The organism is Burkholderia sp. 9779_493 (genome assembly GCF_015712215.1).
In the GTDB taxonomy this organism is placed as follows: Bacteria; Pseudomonadota; Gammaproteobacteria; order Burkholderiales; family Burkholderiaceae; genus Burkholderia; species Burkholderia cenocepacia.
Genome location: NZ_JACCQA010000009.1, coordinates 209,611 through 231,125, shown reverse-complemented (window position 1 = coordinate 231,125; position 21,515 = coordinate 209,611). Strand labels below are relative to the sequence as shown.

Genomic DNA, 21,515 nt, shown 5'->3' with positions numbered 1-21,515 from the left:
GATGTGTATAAGAGCCAGAACCGGACGACGACGCGCCTGCCCCGTCGTCCGGTTTGCTGTGGGACGAACCGTCCCCGCCGGCCGCCGCGCCGAAAAAAGGCCGCCGCAAGCGCGGCGTGCTGCCTGCGCCGATCTCGGCCGACGTGGCCGCCGCCGCGGCCGGCCTGCCGCCGAACGTGCGGCTCGGCACGTCGTCGTGGTATTTCCCCGGCTGGAACGGCATCGTCTTCGACGGCGATTTCGCGCAGACGAAGCTGTCGCGCGAAGGGCTGCAAGCGTACGGCGCGCATCCGCTGCTGAGGAGCGTCAGCCTCGACCGCTCGTTCTACGGCCCGCTGTCGGTGGCCGACTACCTGCGCTACGCGCAGCAGGTGCCCGACGATTTCCGCTTCGTCGTGAAGGCGCCGGCCGCGGTGACCGACGCGGTGATCCGCGGCCGGCGCGGCGAGCCATCCGGGCCGAACCCGACCTTCCTCGACGCACCGCTCGCAACCCGTGAATTCGTCCAGCCGTGCCTCGACGGGCTCGGCCGGAAAGCCGGCGTGCTCGTGTTCCAGTTCTCGCCGCTGCCCGATCAACTGCTCGCGGCGCCGGCCGCGCTGATCGACCGGCTCGCGGCGTTCTTCGCGGCGCTGCCGCCGCTGCCGCCGGATGCCGACGGCCCGCGTTACGCGATCGAGATCCGCGACGCGAGCCTGCTCACGCCGCGCTTCATCCGCGCCCTGGCCGCGCTCGGCGTGCGCTATTGCGTCGGCCTGCACGCGCGGATGCCCGACCCGCTGCGCCAGGCCGCCGCGCTCGCACTGCTCGACGGCGACGCGCCGGGCCCGCTGATCGTGCGCTGGAGCCTGCACGGCGGGTTCAAGTACGAGCAGGCGAAAGCGAAATACGAGCCGTTCGACAAGCTCGTCGACGAGGATCCCGCCACCCGCTCGGCGCTCGCCGAACTGGCCGCGCGCTACGCACTGGCCGGGCAGCCGGTGATCATCACGATCAACAACAAGGCGGAAGGCTCCGCGCCGCTGTCGTGCATCGCGCTCGCGCGCGAAATCGCCGCCGCGTGCGCGCAGTGGCGCAACGAGGCGGCGTGATCGCGGCGTGCGCCGTCGACGCTCACGCGCCGCGCAGCGACTTCAGCCGGTGCGCGAACTTCTGCCGGAATTTCGCGAGCTTCGGCCCGATCACGACCGAGCAGTAGCCCTGCCCCGGATTGCGCGCGTAATAGTTCTGATGATAGTCCTCGGCCGGCCAGTAATTGCCGTCGAGCGGCACGACCTGCGTGACGATCGGCTGGCCGAACACCTGCTCGCGCTCGAGCTCGCGGATCATGTCGAGCGCGGTATCGCGCTGCGCATCCGAATGCGTGAACACGACCGACCGGTACTGCGTGCCGACGTCGTTGCCCTGCCGGTTCAGCGTGGTCGGATCGTGCGTCGCGAAGAAGATCTCGAGGATCTCGCGATAGCCGATGCGCGCCGGATCGAACGTCACGTTGACGACTTCCGCGTGGCCCGTGTCGCCTTCGCAGATGTCGCGATAGCCGGGATTGCGCGTATGGCCGCCCGCGTAACCCGACTGCACGGCCGTCACGCCGTCGACGTCGAGAAACACGGCCTCCGTACACCAGAAACAACCCGAACCAATCGTTGCAATTTCAAGCTTTGGCGGGTTCGTGACTAATTCGCTAGTTGTATGATTTTCCATAATATTTGCTCCTATAGGTTGTTTCTAGCCCTGGATGTCGTTTGCTGGAACATGCTAGAATTTCAGCAAATTTCAGCAATTCAGCAATGGAGACCTACCACATGGCAACCCCTACAAAACTCCCCCGAGGCATACGGCTAACGACCTACAACACCAAGGAGGGACTTGTTACCAAGTATAGAGTAGAAATCACTAGAAAAGATTGGCAAGGTAAAAGAAACAATCTATTTGATACATTAAACGAAGCTAAAGCATTTTTGCTTTTAAGTAAAAATAAACAAGGTCAAGAGTTTATTTATCAAACAGAAGAGAAAACAAAAAACATTGAAATCATGGAATGGTCTAAAAAAGACTATTCATTTGGATATTTTGCAAAAAAATATCTAGAAGATTATGTGTTTAATGAAGTTGCAGACACAGAACTAAAAAAACGAAATCAAGCAATGAAACAAGCTTTTATAAATAAAATATGCAATATCTCTATTCCTAATCGTTATATAACAGCACAAGAAAAAGACGAAATGGGTTTAGAAATGGATAGCATTGTTTATAGCTATTTCTCTTCTTTTGATGTTCGGACAGAAATAAAACCTATTGATATTAACAACTATATCAAAACAAGACTTAAGGGCGATAAGAAGAATAGAGCTATCAAGCCGGTTTCAGTAGTTAGAGAACTAACTTTTATTTCAAATGTATTCAATAAGCTAATACATTTTGATGAAAATTTAGAGGTTGTTAGAAACCCGACCCGAGACTATGACAAGTCTTTACTTCGCAATGTTATTAATGTAAGAAAACGAACCCTAAAAGAAGAGGAAGAAGAAAAGTTTTTTGAAGTAATCAAGAATTATAAAAGTCATAAACCAAAGCACAGAGGACAGCTTTACAGTATTTGCATGCTCTCGCTTTTAACTTCTATGCGAAAAAGTGAGATTGTCTTTTTAAGAAAAGACCAAATTAAAGACGATTTTAGAATTATCCATTTACCAATTACAAAGAGTGGTAAATCTAGGGATGTTTATTTAGACGAAACGGCTAGAGAGTTTTTGAGAAATCTAGAACCAATGGGAGAAAATGGAAGATATTTTACATATTCTAACTATGGATTTAGTCGTGTCTTCACTTCATTAATGCGACAAAATAATTTAGGAGACTTGCATTTTCATGATTTGAGGAGAACAAAAATTAGTAAAATGCTTTCCCTAGGTGGAGAAGAAAACACGATTATTATTGCAAAGCTTTTAGGCTTTCAATCCAATAGAAAATTTGAAAGTATCCATGTAAATAAAAATCAAGGTTTGGGTTCTCAATCTTCAATGCTTGCAAGTATTGGGCATGATAAAGAAGTAAATTTTAAACATTACTTTAACCCCGATTTAACACAGATTAATAAACTTGAGCGAGTTAAATTATTGAAAGAAAAACGAAGTAAAAACGATATTACAGAAGAAGAACAACAAGAGCTTTTTGATTTACTGTTACAATTAACCGAGTAAAATATAAGGTCTTTCAAAAAAAGAAGTTGATGAACTTGTCTTTTTCTTCTATACTGTCTTTGTCTTTGAAGAAGACATGATTACTTCAAACCACCACACACAAAGGATTTCAAAATGAACCGTGCTGAAGAACTGCTGAAAAAGGGCTATACCAAACTCACTGCCCTTGAAAAGATTGAACTTGCCCAACTTTTGGAACAAGAAGCAGAGGGAGAAAAAGAAAAGGAACTTGAAGCCGCCTATACTGAAATTGAAAATTTCATTACTGGCAAAGGCATTAAGATTGAAGACTTTGTGAAGAAATACCAAGTTGCAGAGGTTGAACCGATTTACTTTAATGTCCCGTATCAAAGCACGGACAGCAAAGGTAAAACCCATAACAAGATTTATAAATGGCATTTCGGCAAAAAAGCCGTGGGTCTTACTGCTAAATACTATCAAAAGCTTGTCAATGCAGACAAGGAAACCAAACTGCAATGGGCTACCGAACAAGGTAAAGCATGGATGGATACTGATGAAGGAAAACGGTGGCTTGCAGGTGCAAACTAAAACAACCGAGCAGAACAATAAAGAAGACCAGTTAAACAACTGGTCTTTTTTTTCGTCTATACACTATGAAAAGGGAAATCATGATTGAAGTAATGATTAAATTTAATATCAAGAAGTTTCTTTACTTGCTTACTTTCTTCAAAAGTGAAGTTAAGTAAATCATAATTAGTAAAGTTGTTTTGTCTAGCAAACTCAATTACTAGACTATCAATATCTTGTCTTCTATCAATCATTTTTTGTAAATCTTCTTTGTCATAATTAGATACACATGCAAGAAGAGAAATTAGTAAATCACTCATAATAAATACTCCTATATCGTCCTTTTTTTACACTCACTCGCCGTTAGGCTCTTCTTCAAGAGACAGCCCATAGGGCTTGCCCTAACGGGTCAAATCTTCATTTTACTTGACTTCACTTCTTTCTTTTCTAATGTGTTTTCAAGCTTATAAGCGTTTATTAATGTTGTTACCTCTTTAAATTTCTCTATATTATTTTTCTCTTGAATGTCTTTTGACATAAATTGTTCAGAATAATACTCTTTACCTTCATATTTTTTATATGCCTCTTCATTTGAATATCTACTATTTAAATTATCGTCATATAACTTTAGCCCATATAGATAATCAAGAGTATGGAACTTTTCAAATCTTTCGTCTTTATTTGATTTTAAATCGTCAATAAACATATTCTTTAATGTGTAATCTTGAATATCTTTTTCTTTATTAACTTCCTTTCTTTTATCTTCCAAGTCTTTTATTTTTGACTTCCATTTATCGCCAATTTCTTTTGCAGTAGCCATAATTTATTGCCCCCATTGGTTAGTTCTTTGATTGAAGTATTGATTAACCAATTCTTCTAATTCATATTTTGTTGAGAACTCATTGAAGAAATTTTTTATTGATGGCAATTCTTCGCTATCAATAGGTTTTCCCTCTCTCTTTGAAATTGCTGTCAAGAAATCAGCAAGTCTATTTTTAAAAATACTTATATTGTCGTTTTGTGCGATTGTCTCTTTTCTCACTTCACTAGAAGAGGAATTAGCAATCAATGACTTTTCAATACCTACTTTATTGTAGTCAATGAGATTATTTGTCTTCCAATAAGAAACCATTTTAGACAAGTCATTATTGTTAATTCTATCTTTTCTATCTTCGCTTTTGAATTCCTCAATCTCACTATACAAGAACTCTAAAATCTCGGTATGTCTCCAATCTAGCAAGCGACAAGCTACGATAAAAGGTGCATAAGGTAAGAACTTATACCCATAAACCTTTTTTATTCTTCTCTTCGCGTCAAATCCCCTTACTTTAACATAGTCAATATTTTCCATATTCATTTCCTTTTTCTATTCAATAAATAGAATACTAGAAAATAAATAATAGTCAAATTTACTTCTTATTGAATACTCATTGAATAAAATAAACTTCTATCAATCGTTGACAAATAGAAAAAAGATGCAAAGATATTAAAACAAAGCGAGCATACTCAAACTATACCTTGCGGTTTGTTTGAACTGGTTTTGTTTAATAGGAGAAAATAAAATGAGAGATTGGAAAGAGGTTTTGAAAAAATTTAGTGACAACAGACAAGAAGAGTTGTTGCTAAAAAAAGGACTTGAAGAGTTAGGCAAAAAATCAGAAGTAAAAAAACAAGAGGTTAATACAGAAGAAATTAAACAAGAGCAAAAAAGGAAAAATACATTATGAGAAAATTACAATATTGGACAAAAGCATTAAAAGAAGAAAATAACTTGTCTTATTTTGATTTGTTATTTTTATCTTCAATAGCTACTTTCTTTGTTTGTGCAATCGTGGAGTTTATCAAATGAAGAAAATACTAGCATTAGTTCTAATATCTCTTTGTGTAAATGCCTACGCGAGAGCCTGGAACTATCCATTTAATGAAATCAAACAAGACCCAGAGTTTGTTAATACAAATGAAATATGGGGAAAAATCAAACAGCTACATTTAACAGAAAATGGAACAGACCTAGTAATCAAATTTGCATACGAAGAAACTAAATTGCATGTAAATACAAAATTAGATAAGGCAGTATGGAAACAAAATCAAACTGTCTATCTAGATAAAAATGACGGTCATTTGAAGTTAAATATTAATGCCCCACACATGGGGAAAGAGGATAGTAATTATGGACAGTGAAACATTAAAAGCAATAGGTGTTATTTTAGCATTGGGTTATTTTGTAGTCATGTTCGCTTATGACCTAACCAAGAACAAAAATAGAAAGGAGAATAAATAATGTGGATAATGAATAACAGTGAATACAAACAACTTAAAGCTATAGAGAACTTGTCCGACGATTATAGAGATAAGTTAGAAAACGATATTATGCTTTATCGCTCTTCTATTAGACAAGCAGTAGAGTTTTATGAACAACATAAAAATGATATTAGTGAAAAAGAGGCTGATTATCTAAAAGAACTATCTCTTTATATAGTATGGTCTTCATATAATGAAATTCACAATCGCCTAGTATGGATGTCAATGCAAAATACTGATAAAGAAGAAGAGATTAGAAAAAATATTTTTAAGTATCTAAAGAAGTGGAATGAGATAGAGGCTAGTAACAACAAAAAATATGGAGAATATAAAGAGAGTGAATTATTCACAATCAATGATAATTTCCAACTAGCAAAGAAAAAAAGAAAAATAGGGTTTTGATTATGAGTGAAGAAAATAAATTTAATTTAACTAGAGAACAGATATTTAAAAAGAAAGTTCATATCTATCTTACTGACGAACAAAAGAGGAAGTTAGATAATGATAGAAAAGAACTTGCATTAAATACAAGTCAATTAGTTAGAAAGCTATTAAGTCATGAGTTTGTTTATACAAAACATTTATCTCAATTGATTTTAGAAGTAAAAAAACAAGGCAATAATCTTAATCAAGTTGCTAGGTGGTGCAATGAAACAAAGCAAGCAGGGGACGAGATTTTACCTACTTTACATGATATTAGAGATAGCTTGAAAGTTTTAGTTAATGAAGTGAAGAAATTAAAATGATAATAAAAATAATAGATAACTCGCCTAAAAAGGGGAAAAATGGAACAGCTACAGGAGCAGTTAATTATGTTCTCTCTAGTCATGACCATAAAAAGAACGAAAGAGATTTTGAACCTGTTGTGTTAGACGGAGACCCCCAACTTACTAAAGACATAGATTTGTTATGTTCAAAGTTTGAGCATAAATGTATTAGTGGTGTTATATCTTTTGCTCCCGACGAAAAATTAACTCATGAACAAAAACTACAGCTAATAAAAGAGTTCAAAAATACTTTTTTAGGAAACATGAAAGATAGAGTTAATTGTTTATTTGTTGAACACAAAGAACATGACGGCGAACATATCCATTTCATTATCAATAAAATTGATTTAGAGACTGGACTTGCATACAACCCATTTAACCCAGGCGACACTACAAAAGAATTAAAAGAGTGCTTTGTCAAGATACAGAATGCAAAGCATGGCTTTAATCAAGTTGTTGCTGACCCATACAAGCTAAAACTTTCTAATGGAGAAAAGAAAGCTAAATTATATAGTGAATATAAAACCAAGTTCTCAAATCTTTATACAAAAGAAAATATACACAAAGCATGTGTAGATTTAATCAAAAATGGAGTTGTGAAAAATAAAGAAGAGCTAGTTAAATTTCTTCAAGAAGATATGGGATATAAGCTTTACAACAATCAAAGCAATATTGTTATTTTGAAAGATAATACAAAGATAGTTCTAAAAGGTGCTATCTATCAAAATAACAATAACAGCTATGCGGACATTAGAAAAGGTTTTGTTGATTGGAAACAAGGTAAAGCCAATGAAGTTGATATTACTAAACAGATTGAGAAATTAAACAGACTTGTCAAGGTAAGAGATGATTTTAATGAAGGTAGATATACAGCTAAACAACATAAAGAAGTGAAGTTTAAGAATGTATCCAACAAACAAGCAGAAACGAGCTCTAGGACCGTTTCACCTGGCAGGACTACCCAACCCCCTACCCAACAGCCTAAAGCCGGTTCTAGCCCCGTTTCTGGAGGTTCTAGCGAGCCTATGCAAGCGAAGACCAGCAACGGACAAGGCTTTACAGGTGCGAACGAGGGAAGAAGTGCAGACACAACGGCTTTTCGTGCGATTGGTGCAGGTGGTTCGCTTGGTGGTGCTATGGCAGTTGCAAAAGCTAAAAGCAAGTTAGCTAATGCAAAGACTATTGAAGAAAGAATTAATGCAGAGTATGAACTAGCTATAGCTCAAGCTGAATATGAAAAACAGCTTTTAGAACAAGAAGAAAATAGAAAAATAGAAATTAACGGATTGAAGATATGATTAATTTTATAAGAAGAATTTTACTAGAAGAAAAGTATTTGTCTTTTGCAAAGAGATACAACAAACAAATTACTCAAGATTATGAGAAGTGGTTTTTTACTACTGATAAAGATTTAGGAGATTTTGTAACTATCAAACCAATACTACCAGCTACTCACAGCTATATAGTAATTGGCGATAGAAAGCAATGTATTACAGAGTGGAACGATAGAAGAATATGTGTTTGTCCTAGTGCTATTCAAACATTGTTAGCTCTCAATCATAACGAGTTTAGAGGCAAATATAATATTTATGTTACAGAAAAAGAAGAATATGCATATAAGTCTTTTGGAAATGAAGATGCTACAGAAGAGCATTATTTACTTAAAGATACAAATTTTAGAAGAGTGAAGATAATAGATATTAAAAGAAGTTTGGAGATATACAAGTATAGAAAAGAAATTTATAACGAGTATGTAGAAAAAAGATTGAGTAATAAAGAGAGCTACAAACTTCAATGGAAGTTCATAAAAAATTATTGGGAGGAATGTTTAGCATGACAAAAACACAACATATTTTAGAGTTACTTAAAGAACAATCTAGAGTAACAACAGCATTGAATGGCTTAGCTTGTAATGAACAAACTATCATGATTAGAGCGAATTTTTTACAAACTCTTTTTTGGGTTCGTAAAGAATTGATGCTTTATACAGACGAAGAAATTTATCAAGCAAAGAATGAAGATAAAATTAAGCAGTTACAAGAGAAGTATAGAAATAGCCGAGCAGTTATTAACGACGATAAGGAGGAAGATAAATATAAATACGACAATGAACCCAACATGATTGAAAAAATTGTGTTGCTGAACATAGCAGAAAAAGATGCTTTCTTGGCTCTAGCTATGTATAGCATTAAAGTAAGAGGATTAGCATTATTTGCAGTATATGAATTAGTCAATAATAAAAATAAAAAGGAGAAAAGACTATGAGCATTATTAAAACAATCAAAAACTACAGAGCATTAGATAAACAATATGAGTTCTTAAGATCTATTGACGATAGCGACTTGACACTTAAACAGCAATTAAGCTTATCTAGAAGACTATCTAAAGTCATTAGATTGAGATACCAAGAATGGCATAAGATTTATGTTTTAGCCATTGTCTCAACAATCGGAATAACAGCTAGTTTAATGTTAATCGGTGCAGGTTATATTTTGGCTAGATAAACATGATTAAGACAATAATAATAAAAATAAAGTCTTTGTTTTCAAAACAAGAGGAAGCTTCGCATTATCAATTAAAAGAAGACGAAGACTTTATTGATGATAGCGAAGAGCGATTAAATGAAGTTGCTAAACAATATGATAATGAACAAAAGCAACTCAAAAAATCTAAACTTGACTATAGATACTATGACATAGATTTTAGACCTATTCTTGCAGAATACGAAAGACAAAAATCATACAAAATTAGGTTTGAGTTTATACCTACCGAACAAAACTTTAGAAATGTAAGAAGTGCATTACAGTATAAATACTCTTCAATACAGCCATGGAAAGAGATAAGAGATTATATTGAAAGCAAAAGCTTTGTTTATGTTCTCAATGAAAACGGAGAGAAAACTAAAAAGTTTGTTTGTCGTATCTGTAAATGCAGTTCTAAAGACTTCAAAGAGGACTCAACAACAGACACACAATGTCATGAAGTTTGGAGCTACAACGAAAAAAGCAAGGTTCAAAAACTGGTCAAGTTAAAGCCTGTCTGTTTCTTTTGTCATGAAATCATACATATTAATCGTTTCTATAAAGATACAGAATATCAAAACTTACTTTTAGAGCGATATGCAGAAATCAATGAAATTTCAATGGAACAGGCTAGAAAAGATTTAGAATTTGCAAATAGTGAAAAGAAACGACGAAGTAAGTATAGATATACTTTAGATATATCTTTGATAAACAAATTAGATTTTGGTTATGAGTTTAGCGATTACTTTGATTGTCATAAGCAAGATTTTAATAGTTTTATTGAGCTTAAATTTAAAGACAATAAAGATAATGACCCAGAATAAAAAAAAGCCCCATTGCGGGGCTTTACTTTTTACTTTTTACTATTATGATTAAAAGACAACTTGTTTATATTCTATGTTTTATCAGGACTAAATATAAACACACACAGAGAAATTAACTACTATGATTATATTAAACAATTCTACTTTAAATGTCAATACAAATAAAGACGATTTATTAAATTATTTTACTGACAATATCTTAAACACATACGAACTTTCTTATGTTCCTTTTCACAATCTAGTCAATACAGAGATTGAAAAAGAGAAGAAACATAAAAAAGCTTTTAGTGACAATAGACTAAATAAACTTGTTCCTGAAATTCACAAAAGCTATGTTCATTGGATTATCAAAAACCAATTTGGAGGAAATGAACAAGCATACATTGAAACAATACCATTGTTTTTTGAAAAATTTTCCAGCAACGATAAAAAGGTTTGTGATAATGGTATTTTTGAAGAAAAGAAAAACGATAGAAAGAAATTAAATAAGAAGAGAAGACAGCTAATTTTATACAGTTCTCAATTATTGAAATTGGTAGGATTAAATAGAAGTTCTATTACTACAAGAGACATTGTTACAGCATATCGTGAAGAAATTAAACAACAAGACGAATATTTGAAATCTTTTAGATTAATTGATGCAAATGGAAGAATTAGAAAGCTAGTTACTAATGAACAAAAGCAAAGAGAGAAGATTGCACAGATATTGAAAATAAGTAAGTGTTTTGAAGAGATAGCAAAAGACAAGGAATTTACTTTTACATTTTTAACACTCACATTAAATTCTCACATGCATTGCAATCCCTTGAACAATAATTGTTCATTTGAAGGACACACACCACAAGAGGCTATAAATGCTATTAACAACTACTGGAAATTAATTAGAGCCAAGCTTTCTAATTTAGGTTTGAAGTTCGGAGATGATTTATTTGGTATGCAGGTAATGGAGTGTCAAGTCGATTCAACTTTACACCTACATGCGATTATTTGGCATGATAAAGACGAAGAGTTAATAAAAAAAATACATGACGAGATTAGAGAAACTAAAAATCTTTCCAGAGACTTTGGCAATCAAAAAATTATATTAAACAATGGAAAAGCGAAAGCTTCTAGTTACTTGTTCAAGTATGTTATAAAAACACATACAACTTATAATGACGAGAAAAAAGATGATAATGCTATTAAAAACATGGCTTGCAGAAATCTTTATGGTATCCGTTCATTTAATTTCTTTGGCTTGAAAGGTTCAATTACTAAATTTAATTTTCTATGCAAGCATTATTTTAATTACAAAAAAGAGCTATCAAAAGAAGTTTTGTCATGCTTGAAAAATGGAGACTTATATAAATTTGTCTCCAAGTTTCAAGAATACTTTGAGAACCAATACATAACAGAAATGGGAAGTAAAAAACTGTTAGGTGTTATCTTCAAGAAAGGACATTATGAAAATGACTTGTGCATGTTAAAGACAAAGGACATTATCAAACTCAATCAAATAGTATTTATCAAAAATACTCAATATTGTGTTTTTGAGAAAAACTTTGAAGAAGAAATAAAAACAGTAATTTCAATTGACTTAGATTTACCTTGCTATTCAAACATTAAACAGTCTTTTGATAAAGTAACTAAAAAACAAGATTTTTATGATAAAGAGATAAATAAGATAATTGATACAAAGAACTATATATGTAATGAAATAGACTTTGAATGTATAAATTATAAAAGCATTTTAGAGAAGTCTGTACAGTTATTCAACATTATCCAAGAAAAACCTGCCCTACCGGGTTACTCTTTGAAAAAAGACGAATATGATATAGTCTTTTTAGAAGAAACTAGCTAATAAAACAATAAAGTAAATTAAAAACAGTCTATAAAAGTAAGTTCTTTCAAAAAGTGCTGGACCTTTCTTTTTCTTTGTGTTATAGTCTCCACCTGAATAGCGACGAAGAACCTAGAAGATAGCGACGAACCCACTAGATACAGGGTTTTAACTTTTACTTTTTAGGAGAAATCGCTATGGAAGACCAATATTTACATTATCTTTTATCTTCAAAATTCCTTTTTGAAGATGTTGCTCTAGAAATTATCAATGGTTTGCCACACTCAAAAGAGGCAAAAATTGAAATTCTAGAAGCTTTCAAACTTCAAGCATACAGTAGAATATTAGAACATGATTTTTATACTAATGGAACAGAAGAAGAAAATAGTATAAATCAAGGTTTGTGTTTATTAGTTCAAATGCTTAATGGTCTTACTCTGTTTAGAGAAAAATTTAGCTCTCTAAAAAATGTATTTAATTATTTAGACCCACAACTCACAAAGAACATAAACATTAAAAGTGCAGTTAAAGAGGTTAAAGTTTTTTATATGGAAAATAGAAGTTTAGTTAATGAAATAAAACAAACTCTCAATATTAAATAAAAAGAAAGCTCCACAATGGAGCTTTTTTGTTTTTGAACTTGAGACATTACATTTCTCAAACTCTTTGTGAAACCTCTTTTTCTATTGATTGATGGACCTAATCAACAGAAAAAGAGGTTTTTGAGATTGAACAGCCGAAGAGGTGCGAGGGGCTAGGTTCTAGGAGGTGCGAGCCGTGAAGAAGTGCGACAGGCAAGGCTTTTGACCCGTTTTCAATCCAGCAAATTACTAGAAAAAACCAGCAAAGTCAATTCAGCAAGTTTGCAAGCTGTTGATTTTATTGATGAAAATTGATTATGGTTGTTTGCTTACACCAGAAACACCCGCCTCCGAGCGTCGCGGTTTCAAGCATCTCGTTCCCCATGAAATCAGTCCCTCGTGGATGACGGCAGCCGGCACGCCCGTGCCGGCGCCATCGTTTCGCGTCGCCGTTGCCCGCCCGCGAGGGGGAGGCAGCGGCACTTCGTCAAGTATCTCACTCGCGCGCGCAACTGGCAGATCGGACAGGGCGCCGCACGCGCCCCGCCGCGTGTTTCTCGTCTACACTTAGGCACGCGCAAGCGACGGCCAACCCGTCGCGCCCGCCCAGCGTCCGATGCATGCCCGACCCCGATGCCACCATCATCTGCCGGAACATCGATATGCACGCCTTAACAGACATCGCCTGCGTCGCGGGCCCGGTCGCCGCTCCGTCGATCGCACCATCGCAGTGGCACGTGCCGGTTTCGCGGAGCGCGCCGCGCGGCACCCCCTCGCCTTTTCCCGCTTTCACGACCTGATGCACGGCATCGCGCGCGTCGCCGACGCGCGCGGCCACCGCAGTCCGCACGTCCGCAACGAACGGCCGTGCGTCCACGATCCGACACCATCCGGAGGACATCACCATGAGCATGCGGCCCGACCCGACGTTTCACGCTTCGCCCGAACTTGCGATGCAGGCGCCGGCGGAGGAGTTTGCCTATACGTTGTTGCTGAGCCCCGATTTTTCCAGACCCGACGCGCTTGCCGTGATCGACGTGAAGCCCGGTTCGTCGACGTACGGCAAGATCGTGCACACGGTGACGATGCCGAACACCGGCGACGAGTTTCACCACTTCGGCTGGAATGCGTGCTCGTCGTCGCTGTCGCCGCTGACCGGCCATGCGTTCCTCGAGCGCCGCTTCCTGATCATTCCCGGCCTGCGCTCGTCGCGCATCTACGTGATCGACACGAAGCCGCATCCGACGCAGGCGCGCATCCACAAGATCATCGAGCCCGACGAAATCTTCGCGAAGACCGGCTATTCGCGGCCGCACACCGTGCATTGCGGACCCGAGGGCATCTACGTGAGCACGCTGGGCGGCGCGGGCAAGGACGGCACCGACGGCGCGCCCGGCATCTTCATCATGGATTGCGAGACCTTCGACGTGCTCGGCCGCTGGGAGATCGACCGCGGCCCGCAGGACAAGCATTACGACTTCTGGTGGAACCTGCCGCGCGACTACATGGTGTCGAGCGAATGGGCGCTGCCGCCGCAATTCGAGAACGGGATCGTCCCGGAGGATCTGCTCGCGAACAAGTACGGGCACCGGCTGCATTTCTGGGACCTGCGCGCGCGGCGCAACGTGCAGACGATCGATCTCGGCGCGCAGCACCAGATGGCGCTCGAGGTGCGGCCCGCGCACGACCCGGTGCGCGAATACGGATTCGTCGGCGTCGTGGTCGATACGACCAATCTCGAAGGCTCGATCTGGACCTGGTGGCGCGAAGGCGGCAAGTTCCATGTGAAGAAAACCGCGACGATCCCGGCCGAACCGGCCGCGGCCGACGAGCTGCCGCCGCTGCTGCAAGGATTCGGCGCGGTGCCGCCGCTCGTGACCGACATCGACCTGTCGCTCGACGATCGCTTCCTGTACGTGTCGTGCTGGGGCACCGGCGAGATGCGCCAGTATGACGTGTCGGACCCGCACCACCCGGTGCTCGCGGGGTCGGTGCGCATCGGCGGCATCGCGCGCCGTGCGCCGCACTCGAACGGCCGCACGTTCGCGGGCGGCCCGCAGATGGTCGAGATCAGTCGCGACGGCCGGCGCGTGTACTGGACCAACTCGCTCTATTCGACGTGGGACGACCAGTTCTATCCGGACGGCGTGCCGGCCGCGCAGGTGCTCGCGCACGCGGGGCCGGACGGCGGGCTGACGCTCGCCGACGACTACTGGGTCGAGTTCCCCGACGGCTACCGCGCGCACCAGATCCGGCTCGAAGGCGGCGACTGCTCGACCGACTCGTTCTGCTATCCGTCGGTCAAGCGTTGAGCACCGGCCTTCACGCGTCGTTCGCGCTGTGGGCGGCCGTGCTCGCGAGCGGCGTCTATCACGGACTCAACCCGGCGATGGGCTGGCCGCTCGCGGTGTCGAACGCGCTGATGACGCGCCGCGGCGACGCGCTCGTCGCGGCGCTCGGCTATCTCGCGCTCGGTCATGCGCTGGCCGTTTTCGCAGTGATGCTGCCATTCGGGCTGCTCGCCGCGCTGCTCGCATGGCAGTCGGCGATCCGGATCGGCGCGAGCGCGCTCGTGATCGGCTTCGGCGCGGTACTGCTGATCCGGCGCCGGCATCCGCGGGCGCTCGCACGGATTCCGCCGGCGCGGCTCGGCCTGTGGTCGTTCGCGGTCGCGCTCGCGCACGGCGCGGGGCTGATGCTCGTGCCGATCTACCTCGGCCTGTGCGGGCTCGACCGGGATGCCGGCCACCGCGCGGCGGCGCTGCTCGTCGATGCGCATCTCGGCATGGCGCTCGTCGTCGCCGCCGTGCATGCGGCCGCGATGATCGCCGCCGGCGGCGGGCTCGCGTGGCTCGTGTACCGTTATCTCGGGCTGAAGTTCGTGTCGCGGAGCTGGTTCAATCTGGATGCGGTGTGGGCGTCGAGCCTGATCGTGACGGGAGCGTTGTCGCTCGGGCTGGCGGCGGCGCGATAGCGCGGGCAGCGATGGCTCGCTGGCGCGACGAGGTGCCGGGCGCAACGGCCGCACCGTTAAAAAACGTGACGGAACGGCGCTGCCGGCCGCGCGCCGCAGTGTTCGCTACGCCACCCTGCCGTCGCGATGCGCCGCCCGACCGGGTCCGGCGCCCTCGATTCCGTTAAAATCGGGCCATGCGCACCCCTTCCCAATCGACCGCCTCGTCGTCTTTCGTCCGCCGCGCCCGTCACGCCCGTGCCGTGTCGCGCCCGCCCGTCCCGTTCCGGATGGCTGCCCGATGAGCCACGCCAATCCGCCGGATTTCGACTCGGCCGCCTTCCGGCAGGCGCTCGGCCAGTTCGCGACGGGCGTGACGGTGATCACGACGCGCGCGCCGTCCGGCCAGCTGATCGGCATCACCGCCAGTTCGTTCAATTCGGTGTCGCTCGATCCGCCGCTCGTGCTGTGGAGCCTCGCGCACAAATCGGCGTCGACGCCGGTGTTCCGCGGCAACAGCCATTACGTGGTGAACGTGCTCGCGGCGTCGCAGTTGGACCTGTGCAAGCGCTTCTCGACCTACAAGGGCGACCGCTTCGAAGGGATCGCGCATGCGGCCGGCAACTCGGGGATGCCCGTGCTCGACGGCGCGCTCGCATGGTTCGAATGCCACAACCGCAGCCGCTACGACGAAGGCGACCACGTGATCTTCGTCGGCGAAGTGGAACGCTGCGGCGTGCGCGCCGTAACGGAAACGGCGCCGCCGCTCGTGTTCCACGGCGGCGGCTTCCACGGCCTCACACCGCTTTGATCGCCCCCGTGCGCGCCAGCCCGACCGGCGCGCCGGCTTCGTCCTTCAGCGTCTGCAGCACGATGTTCGACCGGATGTCCATCACGCCCGGCGCCTTGTAGAGGCGGTTCAGCACGAAATCCGAATAGTGCTTGAGGTTGTGCGCGAGCACGCGCAGCAGATAGTGGCTCTCGCCCGTCACGACGAACGCGCCGACCACCTCCGGCCATTCGCGCAGCGCTTCCGCGAAGCGCTCGTGCCATTGATTCTCTTCGTTGCGCATCGACACCTGCACGAACGCCTCGAGCTCGAAGCCGAGCTTCTCGCGGCTCAGGCACGCGCGATAGTGCTCGATCACGCCCTGCTCCTCGAGCAGGCGCATGCGGCGCAGGCAGGCGGATGGCGAAAGCGAGATGCGTTCGGCCAGGTCGAGATTGCTGATTCTGCCCTCCTCCTGCAGTACCGCCAGAATCCGGCAGTCGGTGGCATCGAGCGTGATCGCGTGCATTTTTGGTCCCCGTTTTCCCTCTGAGTCGAATTATCTGCCAATCCGGCGGATTGTCCATGTTTATTTCGCAAGCACTTTCTGCGAGCGTCCACCTATCATTCGAAGGATCGACTCACGCTTCGTCATGCCATGGACACACTCTGGGACATCTCGCCGCCGGTCAGCCCCGCCACCCCCGTGTGGCCGGGCGATACGCCGGTTGCCGTCGAACGCGTATGGCGGATGGAGGCCGGTTCGCCGGTCAACGTCGCGCGCCTGACGCTGTCGCCGCACACGGGCGCGCACTGCGACGCGCCGCTGCACTACGATGCCGACGGCGCGCCGATCGGCGCGGTGCCGCTCGATACCTATCTCGGCCCGTGCCGCGTGATCCATTGCATCGGCGCATCGCCGGTCGTGCGGCCGGCCGATGTGGAAGCCGCGCTCGACGGCGTACCGCCGCGCGTGCTGCTGCGCACGTATGCGCGCGCCGCGGTCGAGCAATGGGACAGCAATTTCTGCGCGGTCGCGCCCGACACCGTCGACCTGCTCGCGGCGCACGGCGTGAAGCTGATCGGCATCGATACGCCGTCGCTCGACCCGCAGGAATCGAAGACGATGGATGCGCATCACCGCGTGCGCGCGCACCGGATGGCGATCCTCGAAGGCATCGTGCTCGACGACGTGCCGCCCGGCGACTACGAACTGATCGCACTGCCGCTCAAATTCGCGACGCTCGACGCGAGCCCCGTGCGTGCGGTGCTGCGCGCGCTGCCCGCGCACGCTTCCTGATTACCCGACCTACGACCTCACATCATGATGATCAAGACCCGTGAAGACGCGCTCGCGCTCGACCGCGACGACCCGCTGGCCCCGCTGCGCGACCAGTTCTCGCTGCCCGACGGCGTGATCTATCTCGACGGCAACTCGCTCGGCGCGCAGCCGCGCGCATCGGCCGCCCGCGCGCAGCAGGTGATCGGCGCCGAATGGGGCGAAGGCCTGATCCGCAGCTGGAACACGGCCGGCTGGTTCGCGCTGCCGCGCCGCCTCGGCGACAAGCTCGCGACGCTGATCGGCGGCGCGCCCGGCGAAACGGTCGTCACCGACACCATCTCGATCAACCTGTTCAAGCTGCTGTCGGCGATGCTGCGCCACCAGGTGGAGCGTGCGCCCGAGCGCCGCGTGATCGTGTCGGAGCGCTCGAACTTCCCGACCGACCTGTACATCGCGCAGGGGCTGATCGACCAGCTCGGCGGCGGCTACACGCTGCGCCTGATCGACGATCCGGCCGACCTGCCCGGCGCGCTCGGCGCGGACACGGCCGTCGCGATGATCACGCACGTGAACTACCGCACCGGCTACATGCACGACATGCCGGCCGTCACACAGCTGGTGCATGACGCCGGCGCGCTGATGCTGTGGGATCTCGCGCACTCGGCCGGCGCAGTGCCGGTCGACCTGAACGGCGCGCGCGCGGACGGTGCGGTCGGCTGCACGTACAAGTACCTGAACGGCGGCCCCGGCTCGCCCGCGTTCGTGTGGGTGCCGCAACGCCATCTCGCGCATTTCTCGCAGCCGCTGTCCGGCTGGTGGGGCCACCGCGCGCCGTTCGCGATGCAGCCGGGCTTCGCGCCCGATCCGGGCATCGCGCGTTTCCTGTGCGGCACGCAGCCGATCGTGTCGATGTCGATGGTCGAATGCGGGCTCGACGTGTTCCTGCAGACCGACATGGACGCGATCCGCCGCAAGTCGCTCGCGTTGACCGATGCCTTCATCGCGCTCGTCGAAGCGCGCTGCGCGGGCCTGTCGCTGAAGCTCGTCACGCCGCGTGCGCATCACCAGCGCGGCTCGCAGGCGAGCTTCGAGCATCCGCACGGCTACGAAGTGATGCAGGCGCTGATCGCGCGCGGCGTGATCGGCGACTACCGCGAGCCGTACGTGCTGCGCTTCGGCTTCACGCCGCTCTATACGCGCTTCGCCGACGTGTGGGATGCGGTCGAGACGCTGCGCGACATCCTCGCCACCGACGCGTGGAAGGCGCCCGAGTTCGCCGAACGCGGCGCGGTGACCTGACCGGTTCTGCGCGGCGCGCGCACCGCATGCAACGGCGGCGCGCCGCGCATTCATCATTCAAATCTGGAGAAAGTCGTGAATTCTGGTCATATGCAGCCCCCCGGCGGCGACGCGCCGGCAGGCTGCCCGTTCTCGGGCGCACGCGCCGCACAACCGGCGCAAGCCGCGCACGAAGCCCCGCACGTGCCGGGCGAGGCCGACGCTCAAGCCGGCTGGCACAACGCGCAGCTCGATTTCTCGAAGTCGATGAGCTATGGCGACTACCTGTCGCTGAATTCGATCCTCGACGCGCAGCATCCGCTGTCGCCCGATCACAACGAGATGCTGTTCATCATTCAGCATCAGACGAGCGAGCTGTGGATGAAGCTTGCGCTGTTCGAATTGCGCGGCGCGCTCGATGCAGTGCGCACGGACGCGCTGCCGCCCGCGTTCAAGATGCTCGCGCGCGTGTCGCGCATCCTCGAGCAACTGGTGCAGGCGTGGAACGTGCTGTCGACGATGACGCCGTCCGAGTATTCGGCGATGCGCCCGTACCTCGGCCAGTCGTCGGGCTTCCAGTCGTACCAGTATCGCCAGCTCGAATTCCTGCTCGGCAACAAGAACGCGCAGATGCTGCAGCCGCATGCGCACCGGCCCGACATCCTCGAACAGGTGCGCGCGACGCTCGAGGCGCCGTCGTTCTACGATGAAGTCGTGCGACTGCTCGCGCGGCGCGGCTTCCCGATCGCGGCAGAGCGGCTCGAACGCGACTGGACCCAGCCGACGCGGCACGACGAGACGGTCGAGGCCGCGTGGCTCGAGGTCTATCGTCATCCGCAGCAGCACTGGGAGCTGTACGAGATGGCCGAGGAACTCGTCGATCTCGAGGATGCGTTCCGCCAGTGGCGTTTCCGTCACGTGACGACGGTCGAGCGCATCATCGGCTTCAAGCAGGGCACCGGCGGCACGAGCGGCGCGCCGTACCTGCGCAAGATGCTCGACGTCGTGCTGTTCCCCGAGCTCTGGCACGTGCGCACCACGCTGTAACGCACGCCACGCGCCCGCCGTCACGACGACGGGCGGGCGAGTTCCTCCCCTTCGCGCGGCGGCGCGGGCACGCGCGACAGCCGCGGAATGTGCCGCCGCACCGCGAGCAGCGCGACGCACACCACGCCCATCGCCACGGCCAGCATCGTCAGATACGCGCCCGCGCCGCCCGCCGTGATCACGATCGCGCCCGCGAATGCGCTGAGGATCGCGCCGAGCCGGCCGAACGCGAGCGCACTCGCGGTGCCCGTCGCACGCACGGCCGTCGGATAGATGTACGCGCACAGCGCATACATCGTCGACTGCACCGCGTTGACGAACAGCCCGTGCAGGCCGAGCCCGACGATCAGCCAGCCCGTGTGGCGGCTCGCATCGACACCCATCAGCCACACCGCGCTCGCCGCGCCGCCGATGCTGCACAGCGCGAGCGGCCAGCGCGAGCCCGCATGCGCGATCGCCCATGCGCACAGCAACGCGCCGATCACGCCGCCGAGGTTGTACGCGGTGAGCCCCGAGCCCGCGACCGACACGCTCAACCCGCTCGCCGCGAGCATCGTCGGCAGCCAGCTGAACGCCGCGTACACGGCGAGCAGGCACATGAAGAACGCGCACCACAGCGCGATCGTGTCGCGCGCCTGGCCGCTCGCGAACAGCGCGCCGAAGCCGCCGCGGCTGCCCGGCGCGCGGGCGTCCTTCGTATCGGTGAACACGGTGCCCGGCGCGACCGGCCGCTGCATCCGCGCGAGCAGCGCGCCGAGTTCCGGCCAGCGTGCGGGGCGTCGCGCGAGATAGCGCGGCGACTCGGGCAACGCGCGCACCAGCACGAAGCCGAGCACGAGCGGCAACGCGCCACCCGCGAAGAACAGCCCGCGCCAGCCGTAGCGCGGCAGCACCTCGTGCGCGAACAGGCCGGCCAGCATCCCGCCGAGCGGCACGCAGACGATCGTCGCGGTCACCATCATCGTGCGGCGCCGCGCGGGCGTGTATTCGGCGGTCATCGTCGTGGCCGTCGGCAACGCGCCGCCGATCCCGAGCCCGGCGCAAAAGCGCAGCATCGCGATCGTCGCGACGTCGGGCGCGAACCCGATCGCGCAGGTCGCGAGGCCGAACAGGAACACGCTGCCGATCACGGCCTGGCGGCGGCCGAAGCGGTCCGCGACGAGCCCCGCGCACGCGCTGCCGATGCCCATCCCGACCAGCCCCGCCGCGACGGCCGGCGCGAACGCGCCGCGCGTGATACCCCATTCGCGGATCAGCACGGGAATCGCGAAGCCGATCAGCTGGCCGTCGAACCCGTCGAGCACGATCGCGAGCGCGGCGAGCAGCACCACGCAGCGCTGCATCAGCGTGAACGGCCCGTCGTCGAGCGTCGTGCCGATGTCGATCGACGGCGGCCGCCGGCCATCCAGTGCGTCGTGCGTGCTCATGCGGCCTCCCGGGCGCCGCACGTCGGCGGCAACGTGCGCGAACGGCGCGCGGCAAGACAACGGCATTCGATGGTTTTCATGGCGTCTCCGGTTGTCCGGGCTGGCGCGCATGCGTGCCCGGATCTCGTGCTGTGCATCGACCGGCGCCCGTGCATCGGCGTCGGCGTCTTGTTCCACCCTTCACGACCCGGCGCCGTCGCCCCACGGGCGCGGC

26 protein-coding genes and 1 pseudogene are annotated in these 21,515 nt (G+C 49.2%); 20 read left to right on the top strand and 7 right to left on the bottom strand.

From position 1 onward, the window contains the following. Nucleotides 1-23: 23 nt before the first annotated feature. A pseudogene (locus H0X95_RS12235) lies at nucleotides 24-1,091 on the top strand (DUF72 domain-containing protein); the annotation flags it as partial. A gap of 22 nt (nucleotides 1,092-1,113) precedes the next feature. Here the strand turns inward: H0X95_RS12235 and msrA are convergent. Next, entirely contained in the window at nucleotides 1,114-1,704 is a 591-nt protein-coding gene (gene msrA, locus H0X95_RS12230; protein ID WP_196446067.1) for a peptide-methionine (S)-S-oxide reductase MsrA, read from the bottom strand. Nucleotides 1,705-1,805: 101 nt separating this feature from the next. Here msrA and H0X95_RS12225 point away from each other — a divergent pair, with 101 nt between their 5' ends. Both H0X95_RS12225 and H0X95_RS12220 read left to right on the top strand, forming a co-directional pair. Beyond that, nucleotides 1,806-3,203 (top strand): site-specific integrase, encoded by a 1,398-nt coding sequence (locus H0X95_RS12225; RefSeq protein WP_196446066.1) that lies wholly within the window; start codon nucleotides 1,806-1,808, stop codon nucleotides 3,201-3,203. Nucleotides 3,204-3,317: 114 nt separating this feature from the next. Then, a complete protein-coding gene (locus H0X95_RS12220) occupies nucleotides 3,318-3,752 on the top strand; it encodes a hypothetical protein (protein WP_196446065.1) in 435 nt (144 codons plus the stop codon). A gap of 56 nt (nucleotides 3,753-3,808) precedes the next feature. Here H0X95_RS12220 and H0X95_RS12215 read toward each other — a convergent pair whose 3' ends face one another. From H0X95_RS12215 to H0X95_RS12205, 3 genes are all read right to left on the bottom strand, one after another. After that, nucleotides 3,809-4,051: a hypothetical protein gene (locus H0X95_RS12215; RefSeq protein WP_196446064.1), complete on the bottom strand. Its 243-nt coding sequence runs from the start codon at nucleotides 4,049-4,051 to the stop codon at nucleotides 3,809-3,811. Between the two features lie 89 nt (nucleotides 4,052-4,140). After that, a complete protein-coding gene (locus tag H0X95_RS12210; protein WP_196446063.1) occupies nucleotides 4,141-4,551 on the bottom strand; it encodes a hypothetical protein in 411 nt (136 codons plus the stop codon). 3 nt (nucleotides 4,552-4,554) lie between these two features. Then, nucleotides 4,555-5,082 (bottom strand): hypothetical protein, encoded by a 528-nt coding sequence (locus H0X95_RS12205; RefSeq protein WP_196446062.1) that lies wholly within the window; start codon nucleotides 5,080-5,082, stop codon nucleotides 4,555-4,557. Between the two features lie 211 nt (nucleotides 5,083-5,293). On the opposite strand from H0X95_RS12205, the gene H0X95_RS12200 reads away from it, so the two are divergent. The 11 genes from H0X95_RS12200 to H0X95_RS12150 all read left to right on the top strand — a co-directional run bounded on the left by H0X95_RS12200 (nucleotide 5,294) and on the right by H0X95_RS12150 (nucleotide 12,566). Then, the gene (locus tag H0X95_RS12200; RefSeq protein WP_196446061.1) at nucleotides 5,294-5,458 is read left to right on the top strand and encodes a hypothetical protein; all 165 of its coding nucleotides are present in this window, start codon (nucleotides 5,294-5,296) and stop codon (nucleotides 5,456-5,458) included. Between the two features lie 118 nt (nucleotides 5,459-5,576). Further along, nucleotides 5,577-5,912, top strand: coding sequence for a hypothetical protein (locus H0X95_RS12195; protein ID WP_196446060.1), 336 nt, complete (start codon nucleotides 5,577-5,579; stop codon nucleotides 5,910-5,912). Nucleotides 5,913-6,011: 99 nt separating this feature from the next. Continuing rightward, a complete protein-coding gene (locus tag H0X95_RS12190) occupies nucleotides 6,012-6,434 on the top strand; it encodes a hypothetical protein (protein ID WP_196446059.1) in 423 nt (140 codons plus the stop codon). A gap of 2 nt (nucleotides 6,435-6,436) precedes the next feature. Next, nucleotides 6,437-6,778, top strand: coding sequence for a plasmid mobilization protein (locus tag H0X95_RS12185; protein ID WP_196446058.1), 342 nt, complete (start codon nucleotides 6,437-6,439; stop codon nucleotides 6,776-6,778). Then, nucleotides 6,775-8,097, top strand: coding sequence for a relaxase/mobilization nuclease domain-containing protein (locus H0X95_RS12180; protein WP_196446057.1), 1,323 nt, complete (start codon nucleotides 6,775-6,777; stop codon nucleotides 8,095-8,097). The genes H0X95_RS12185 and H0X95_RS12180 overlap by 4 nt, the downstream gene beginning before the upstream one ends. Beyond that, nucleotides 8,094-8,636 (top strand): hypothetical protein, encoded by a 543-nt coding sequence (locus tag H0X95_RS12175; protein ID WP_196446056.1) that lies wholly within the window; start codon nucleotides 8,094-8,096, stop codon nucleotides 8,634-8,636. Before H0X95_RS12180 ends, H0X95_RS12175 begins: the two co-directional genes overlap by 4 nt. Continuing rightward, a complete protein-coding gene (locus H0X95_RS12170; protein ID WP_196446055.1) occupies nucleotides 8,633-9,064 on the top strand; it encodes a hypothetical protein in 432 nt (143 codons plus the stop codon). Before H0X95_RS12175 ends, H0X95_RS12170 begins: the two co-directional genes overlap by 4 nt. Beyond that, the gene (locus H0X95_RS12165) at nucleotides 9,061-9,303 is read left to right on the top strand and encodes a hypothetical protein (protein ID WP_196446054.1); all 243 of its coding nucleotides are present in this window, start codon (nucleotides 9,061-9,063) and stop codon (nucleotides 9,301-9,303) included. The genes H0X95_RS12170 and H0X95_RS12165 overlap by 4 nt, the downstream gene beginning before the upstream one ends. Nucleotides 9,304-9,305: 2 nt before the next feature. After that, nucleotides 9,306-10,145: a hypothetical protein gene (locus H0X95_RS12160; protein ID WP_196446053.1), complete on the top strand. Its 840-nt coding sequence runs from the start codon at nucleotides 9,306-9,308 to the stop codon at nucleotides 10,143-10,145. Nucleotides 10,146-10,266: 121 nt separating this feature from the next. Next, nucleotides 10,267-11,985: a replication endonuclease gene (locus tag H0X95_RS12155; RefSeq protein ID WP_196446052.1), complete on the top strand. Its 1,719-nt coding sequence runs from the start codon at nucleotides 10,267-10,269 to the stop codon at nucleotides 11,983-11,985. 176 nt (nucleotides 11,986-12,161) lie between these two features. Then, nucleotides 12,162-12,566, top strand: coding sequence for a hypothetical protein (locus tag H0X95_RS12150; protein ID WP_196446051.1), 405 nt, complete (start codon nucleotides 12,162-12,164; stop codon nucleotides 12,564-12,566). Nucleotides 12,567-13,041: 475 nt separating this feature from the next. Here the strand turns inward: H0X95_RS12150 and H0X95_RS12145 are convergent, their stop codons facing one another. Next, a complete protein-coding gene (locus H0X95_RS12145; protein WP_226245078.1) occupies nucleotides 13,042-13,458 on the bottom strand; it encodes a hypothetical protein in 417 nt (138 codons plus the stop codon). Here H0X95_RS12145 and H0X95_RS12140 point away from each other — a divergent pair. The 3 genes from H0X95_RS12140 (at nucleotide 13,451) to H0X95_RS12130 (ending at nucleotide 16,309) form a co-directional block, all read left to right on the top strand. Beyond that, a complete protein-coding gene (locus tag H0X95_RS12140) occupies nucleotides 13,451-14,857 on the top strand; it encodes a selenium-binding protein SBP56-related protein (RefSeq protein WP_059721409.1) in 1,407 nt (468 codons plus the stop codon). The genes H0X95_RS12145 and H0X95_RS12140 overlap by 8 nt on opposite strands. Beyond that, nucleotides 14,854-15,519, top strand: a complete 666-nt coding sequence (locus H0X95_RS12135; protein ID WP_059721410.1) for a hypothetical protein — start codon at nucleotides 14,854-14,856, stop codon at nucleotides 15,517-15,519. Before H0X95_RS12140 ends, H0X95_RS12135 begins: the two co-directional genes overlap by 4 nt. A 280-nt stretch (nucleotides 15,520-15,799) precedes the next feature. Next, the gene (locus H0X95_RS12130; RefSeq protein WP_006482487.1) at nucleotides 15,800-16,309 is read left to right on the top strand and encodes a flavin reductase family protein; all 510 of its coding nucleotides are present in this window, start codon (nucleotides 15,800-15,802) and stop codon (nucleotides 16,307-16,309) included. Here the strand turns inward: H0X95_RS12130 and H0X95_RS12125 are convergent. After that, nucleotides 16,296-16,796 (bottom strand): Lrp/AsnC family transcriptional regulator, encoded by a 501-nt coding sequence (locus tag H0X95_RS12125; RefSeq protein WP_006477992.1) that lies wholly within the window; start codon nucleotides 16,794-16,796, stop codon nucleotides 16,296-16,298. The genes H0X95_RS12130 and H0X95_RS12125 overlap by 14 nt on opposite strands. 129 nt (nucleotides 16,797-16,925) lie before the next feature. Between H0X95_RS12125 and kynB the strand changes: the two genes are divergently transcribed. From kynB to kynA, 3 genes are all read left to right on the top strand, one after another. Beyond that, the gene (gene kynB, locus H0X95_RS12120; RefSeq protein WP_011546066.1) at nucleotides 16,926-17,567 is read left to right on the top strand and encodes an arylformamidase; all 642 of its coding nucleotides are present in this window, start codon (nucleotides 16,926-16,928) and stop codon (nucleotides 17,565-17,567) included. A gap of 27 nt (nucleotides 17,568-17,594) precedes the next feature. Then, nucleotides 17,595-18,848 carry a kynureninase gene (kynU, locus tag H0X95_RS12115; protein WP_230878196.1) on the top strand — a complete coding sequence of 418 codons (1,254 nt, stop codon included), beginning with the start codon at nucleotides 17,595-17,597 and terminating at the stop codon, nucleotides 18,846-18,848. A gap of 90 nt (nucleotides 18,849-18,938) precedes the next feature. Beyond that, nucleotides 18,939-19,874, top strand: a complete 936-nt coding sequence (gene kynA, locus H0X95_RS12110) for a tryptophan 2,3-dioxygenase (protein ID WP_034201423.1) — start codon at nucleotides 18,939-18,941, stop codon at nucleotides 19,872-19,874. A 20-nt stretch (nucleotides 19,875-19,894) separates the two neighbouring features. Here kynA and H0X95_RS12105 read toward each other — a convergent pair whose 3' ends face one another. Further along, the gene (locus tag H0X95_RS12105) at nucleotides 19,895-21,301 is read right to left on the bottom strand and encodes an MFS transporter (protein ID WP_034201905.1); all 1,407 of its coding nucleotides are present in this window, start codon (nucleotides 21,299-21,301) and stop codon (nucleotides 19,895-19,897) included. Between the last annotated feature and the right edge of the window lie 214 nt (nucleotides 21,302-21,515).

What these genes read in the sequence shown, in the direction of transcription:
- msrA (WP_196446067.1), bottom strand. Translation starts at nt 1,704, where the DNA reads ATGGAAAATCATACAACTAGCGAATTAGTCACGAACCCGCCAAAGCTT.
- H0X95_RS12225 (WP_196446066.1), top strand. Translation starts at nt 1,806, where the DNA reads ATGGCAACCCCTACAAAACTCCCCCGAGGCATACGGCTAACGACCTAC.
- H0X95_RS12220 (WP_196446065.1), top strand. Translation starts at nt 3,318, where the DNA reads ATGAACCGTGCTGAAGAACTGCTGAAAAAGGGCTATACCAAACTCACT.
- H0X95_RS12215 (WP_196446064.1), bottom strand. Translation starts at nt 4,051, where the DNA reads ATGAGTGATTTACTAATTTCTCTTCTTGCATGTGTATCTAATTATGAC.
- H0X95_RS12210 (WP_196446063.1), bottom strand. Translation starts at nt 4,551, where the DNA reads ATGGCTACTGCAAAAGAAATTGGCGATAAATGGAAGTCAAAAATAAAA.
- H0X95_RS12205 (WP_196446062.1), bottom strand. Translation starts at nt 5,082, where the DNA reads ATGGAAAATATTGACTATGTTAAAGTAAGGGGATTTGACGCGAAGAGA.
- H0X95_RS12200 (WP_196446061.1), top strand. Translation starts at nt 5,294, where the DNA reads ATGAGAGATTGGAAAGAGGTTTTGAAAAAATTTAGTGACAACAGACAA.
- H0X95_RS12195 (WP_196446060.1), top strand. Translation starts at nt 5,577, where the DNA reads ATGAAGAAAATACTAGCATTAGTTCTAATATCTCTTTGTGTAAATGCC.
- H0X95_RS12190 (WP_196446059.1), top strand. Translation starts at nt 6,012, where the DNA reads ATGTGGATAATGAATAACAGTGAATACAAACAACTTAAAGCTATAGAG.
- H0X95_RS12185 (WP_196446058.1), top strand. Translation starts at nt 6,437, where the DNA reads ATGAGTGAAGAAAATAAATTTAATTTAACTAGAGAACAGATATTTAAA.
- H0X95_RS12180 (WP_196446057.1), top strand. Translation starts at nt 6,775, where the DNA reads ATGATAATAAAAATAATAGATAACTCGCCTAAAAAGGGGAAAAATGGA.
- H0X95_RS12175 (WP_196446056.1), top strand. Translation starts at nt 8,094, where the DNA reads ATGATTAATTTTATAAGAAGAATTTTACTAGAAGAAAAGTATTTGTCT.
- H0X95_RS12170 (WP_196446055.1), top strand. Translation starts at nt 8,633, where the DNA reads ATGACAAAAACACAACATATTTTAGAGTTACTTAAAGAACAATCTAGA.
- H0X95_RS12165 (WP_196446054.1), top strand. Translation starts at nt 9,061, where the DNA reads ATGAGCATTATTAAAACAATCAAAAACTACAGAGCATTAGATAAACAA.
- H0X95_RS12160 (WP_196446053.1), top strand. Translation starts at nt 9,306, where the DNA reads ATGATTAAGACAATAATAATAAAAATAAAGTCTTTGTTTTCAAAACAA.
- H0X95_RS12155 (WP_196446052.1), top strand. Translation starts at nt 10,267, where the DNA reads ATGATTATATTAAACAATTCTACTTTAAATGTCAATACAAATAAAGAC.
- H0X95_RS12150 (WP_196446051.1), top strand. Translation starts at nt 12,162, where the DNA reads ATGGAAGACCAATATTTACATTATCTTTTATCTTCAAAATTCCTTTTT.
- H0X95_RS12140 (WP_059721409.1), top strand. Translation starts at nt 13,451, where the DNA reads ATGAGCATGCGGCCCGACCCGACGTTTCACGCTTCGCCCGAACTTGCG.
- H0X95_RS12145 (WP_226245078.1), bottom strand. Translation starts at nt 13,458, where the DNA reads ATGCTCATGGTGATGTCCTCCGGATGGTGTCGGATCGTGGACGCACGG.
- H0X95_RS12130 (WP_006482487.1), top strand. Translation starts at nt 15,800, where the DNA reads ATGAGCCACGCCAATCCGCCGGATTTCGACTCGGCCGCCTTCCGGCAG.
- H0X95_RS12125 (WP_006477992.1), bottom strand. Translation starts at nt 16,796, where the DNA reads ATGCACGCGATCACGCTCGATGCCACCGACTGCCGGATTCTGGCGGTA.
- kynB (WP_011546066.1), top strand. Translation starts at nt 16,926, where the DNA reads ATGGACACACTCTGGGACATCTCGCCGCCGGTCAGCCCCGCCACCCCC.
- kynU (WP_230878196.1), top strand. Translation starts at nt 17,595, where the DNA reads ATGATCAAGACCCGTGAAGACGCGCTCGCGCTCGACCGCGACGACCCG.
- kynA (WP_034201423.1), top strand. Translation starts at nt 18,939, where the DNA reads ATGCAGCCCCCCGGCGGCGACGCGCCGGCAGGCTGCCCGTTCTCGGGC.
- H0X95_RS12105 (WP_034201905.1), bottom strand. Translation starts at nt 21,301, where the DNA reads ATGAGCACGCACGACGCACTGGATGGCCGGCGGCCGCCGTCGATCGAC.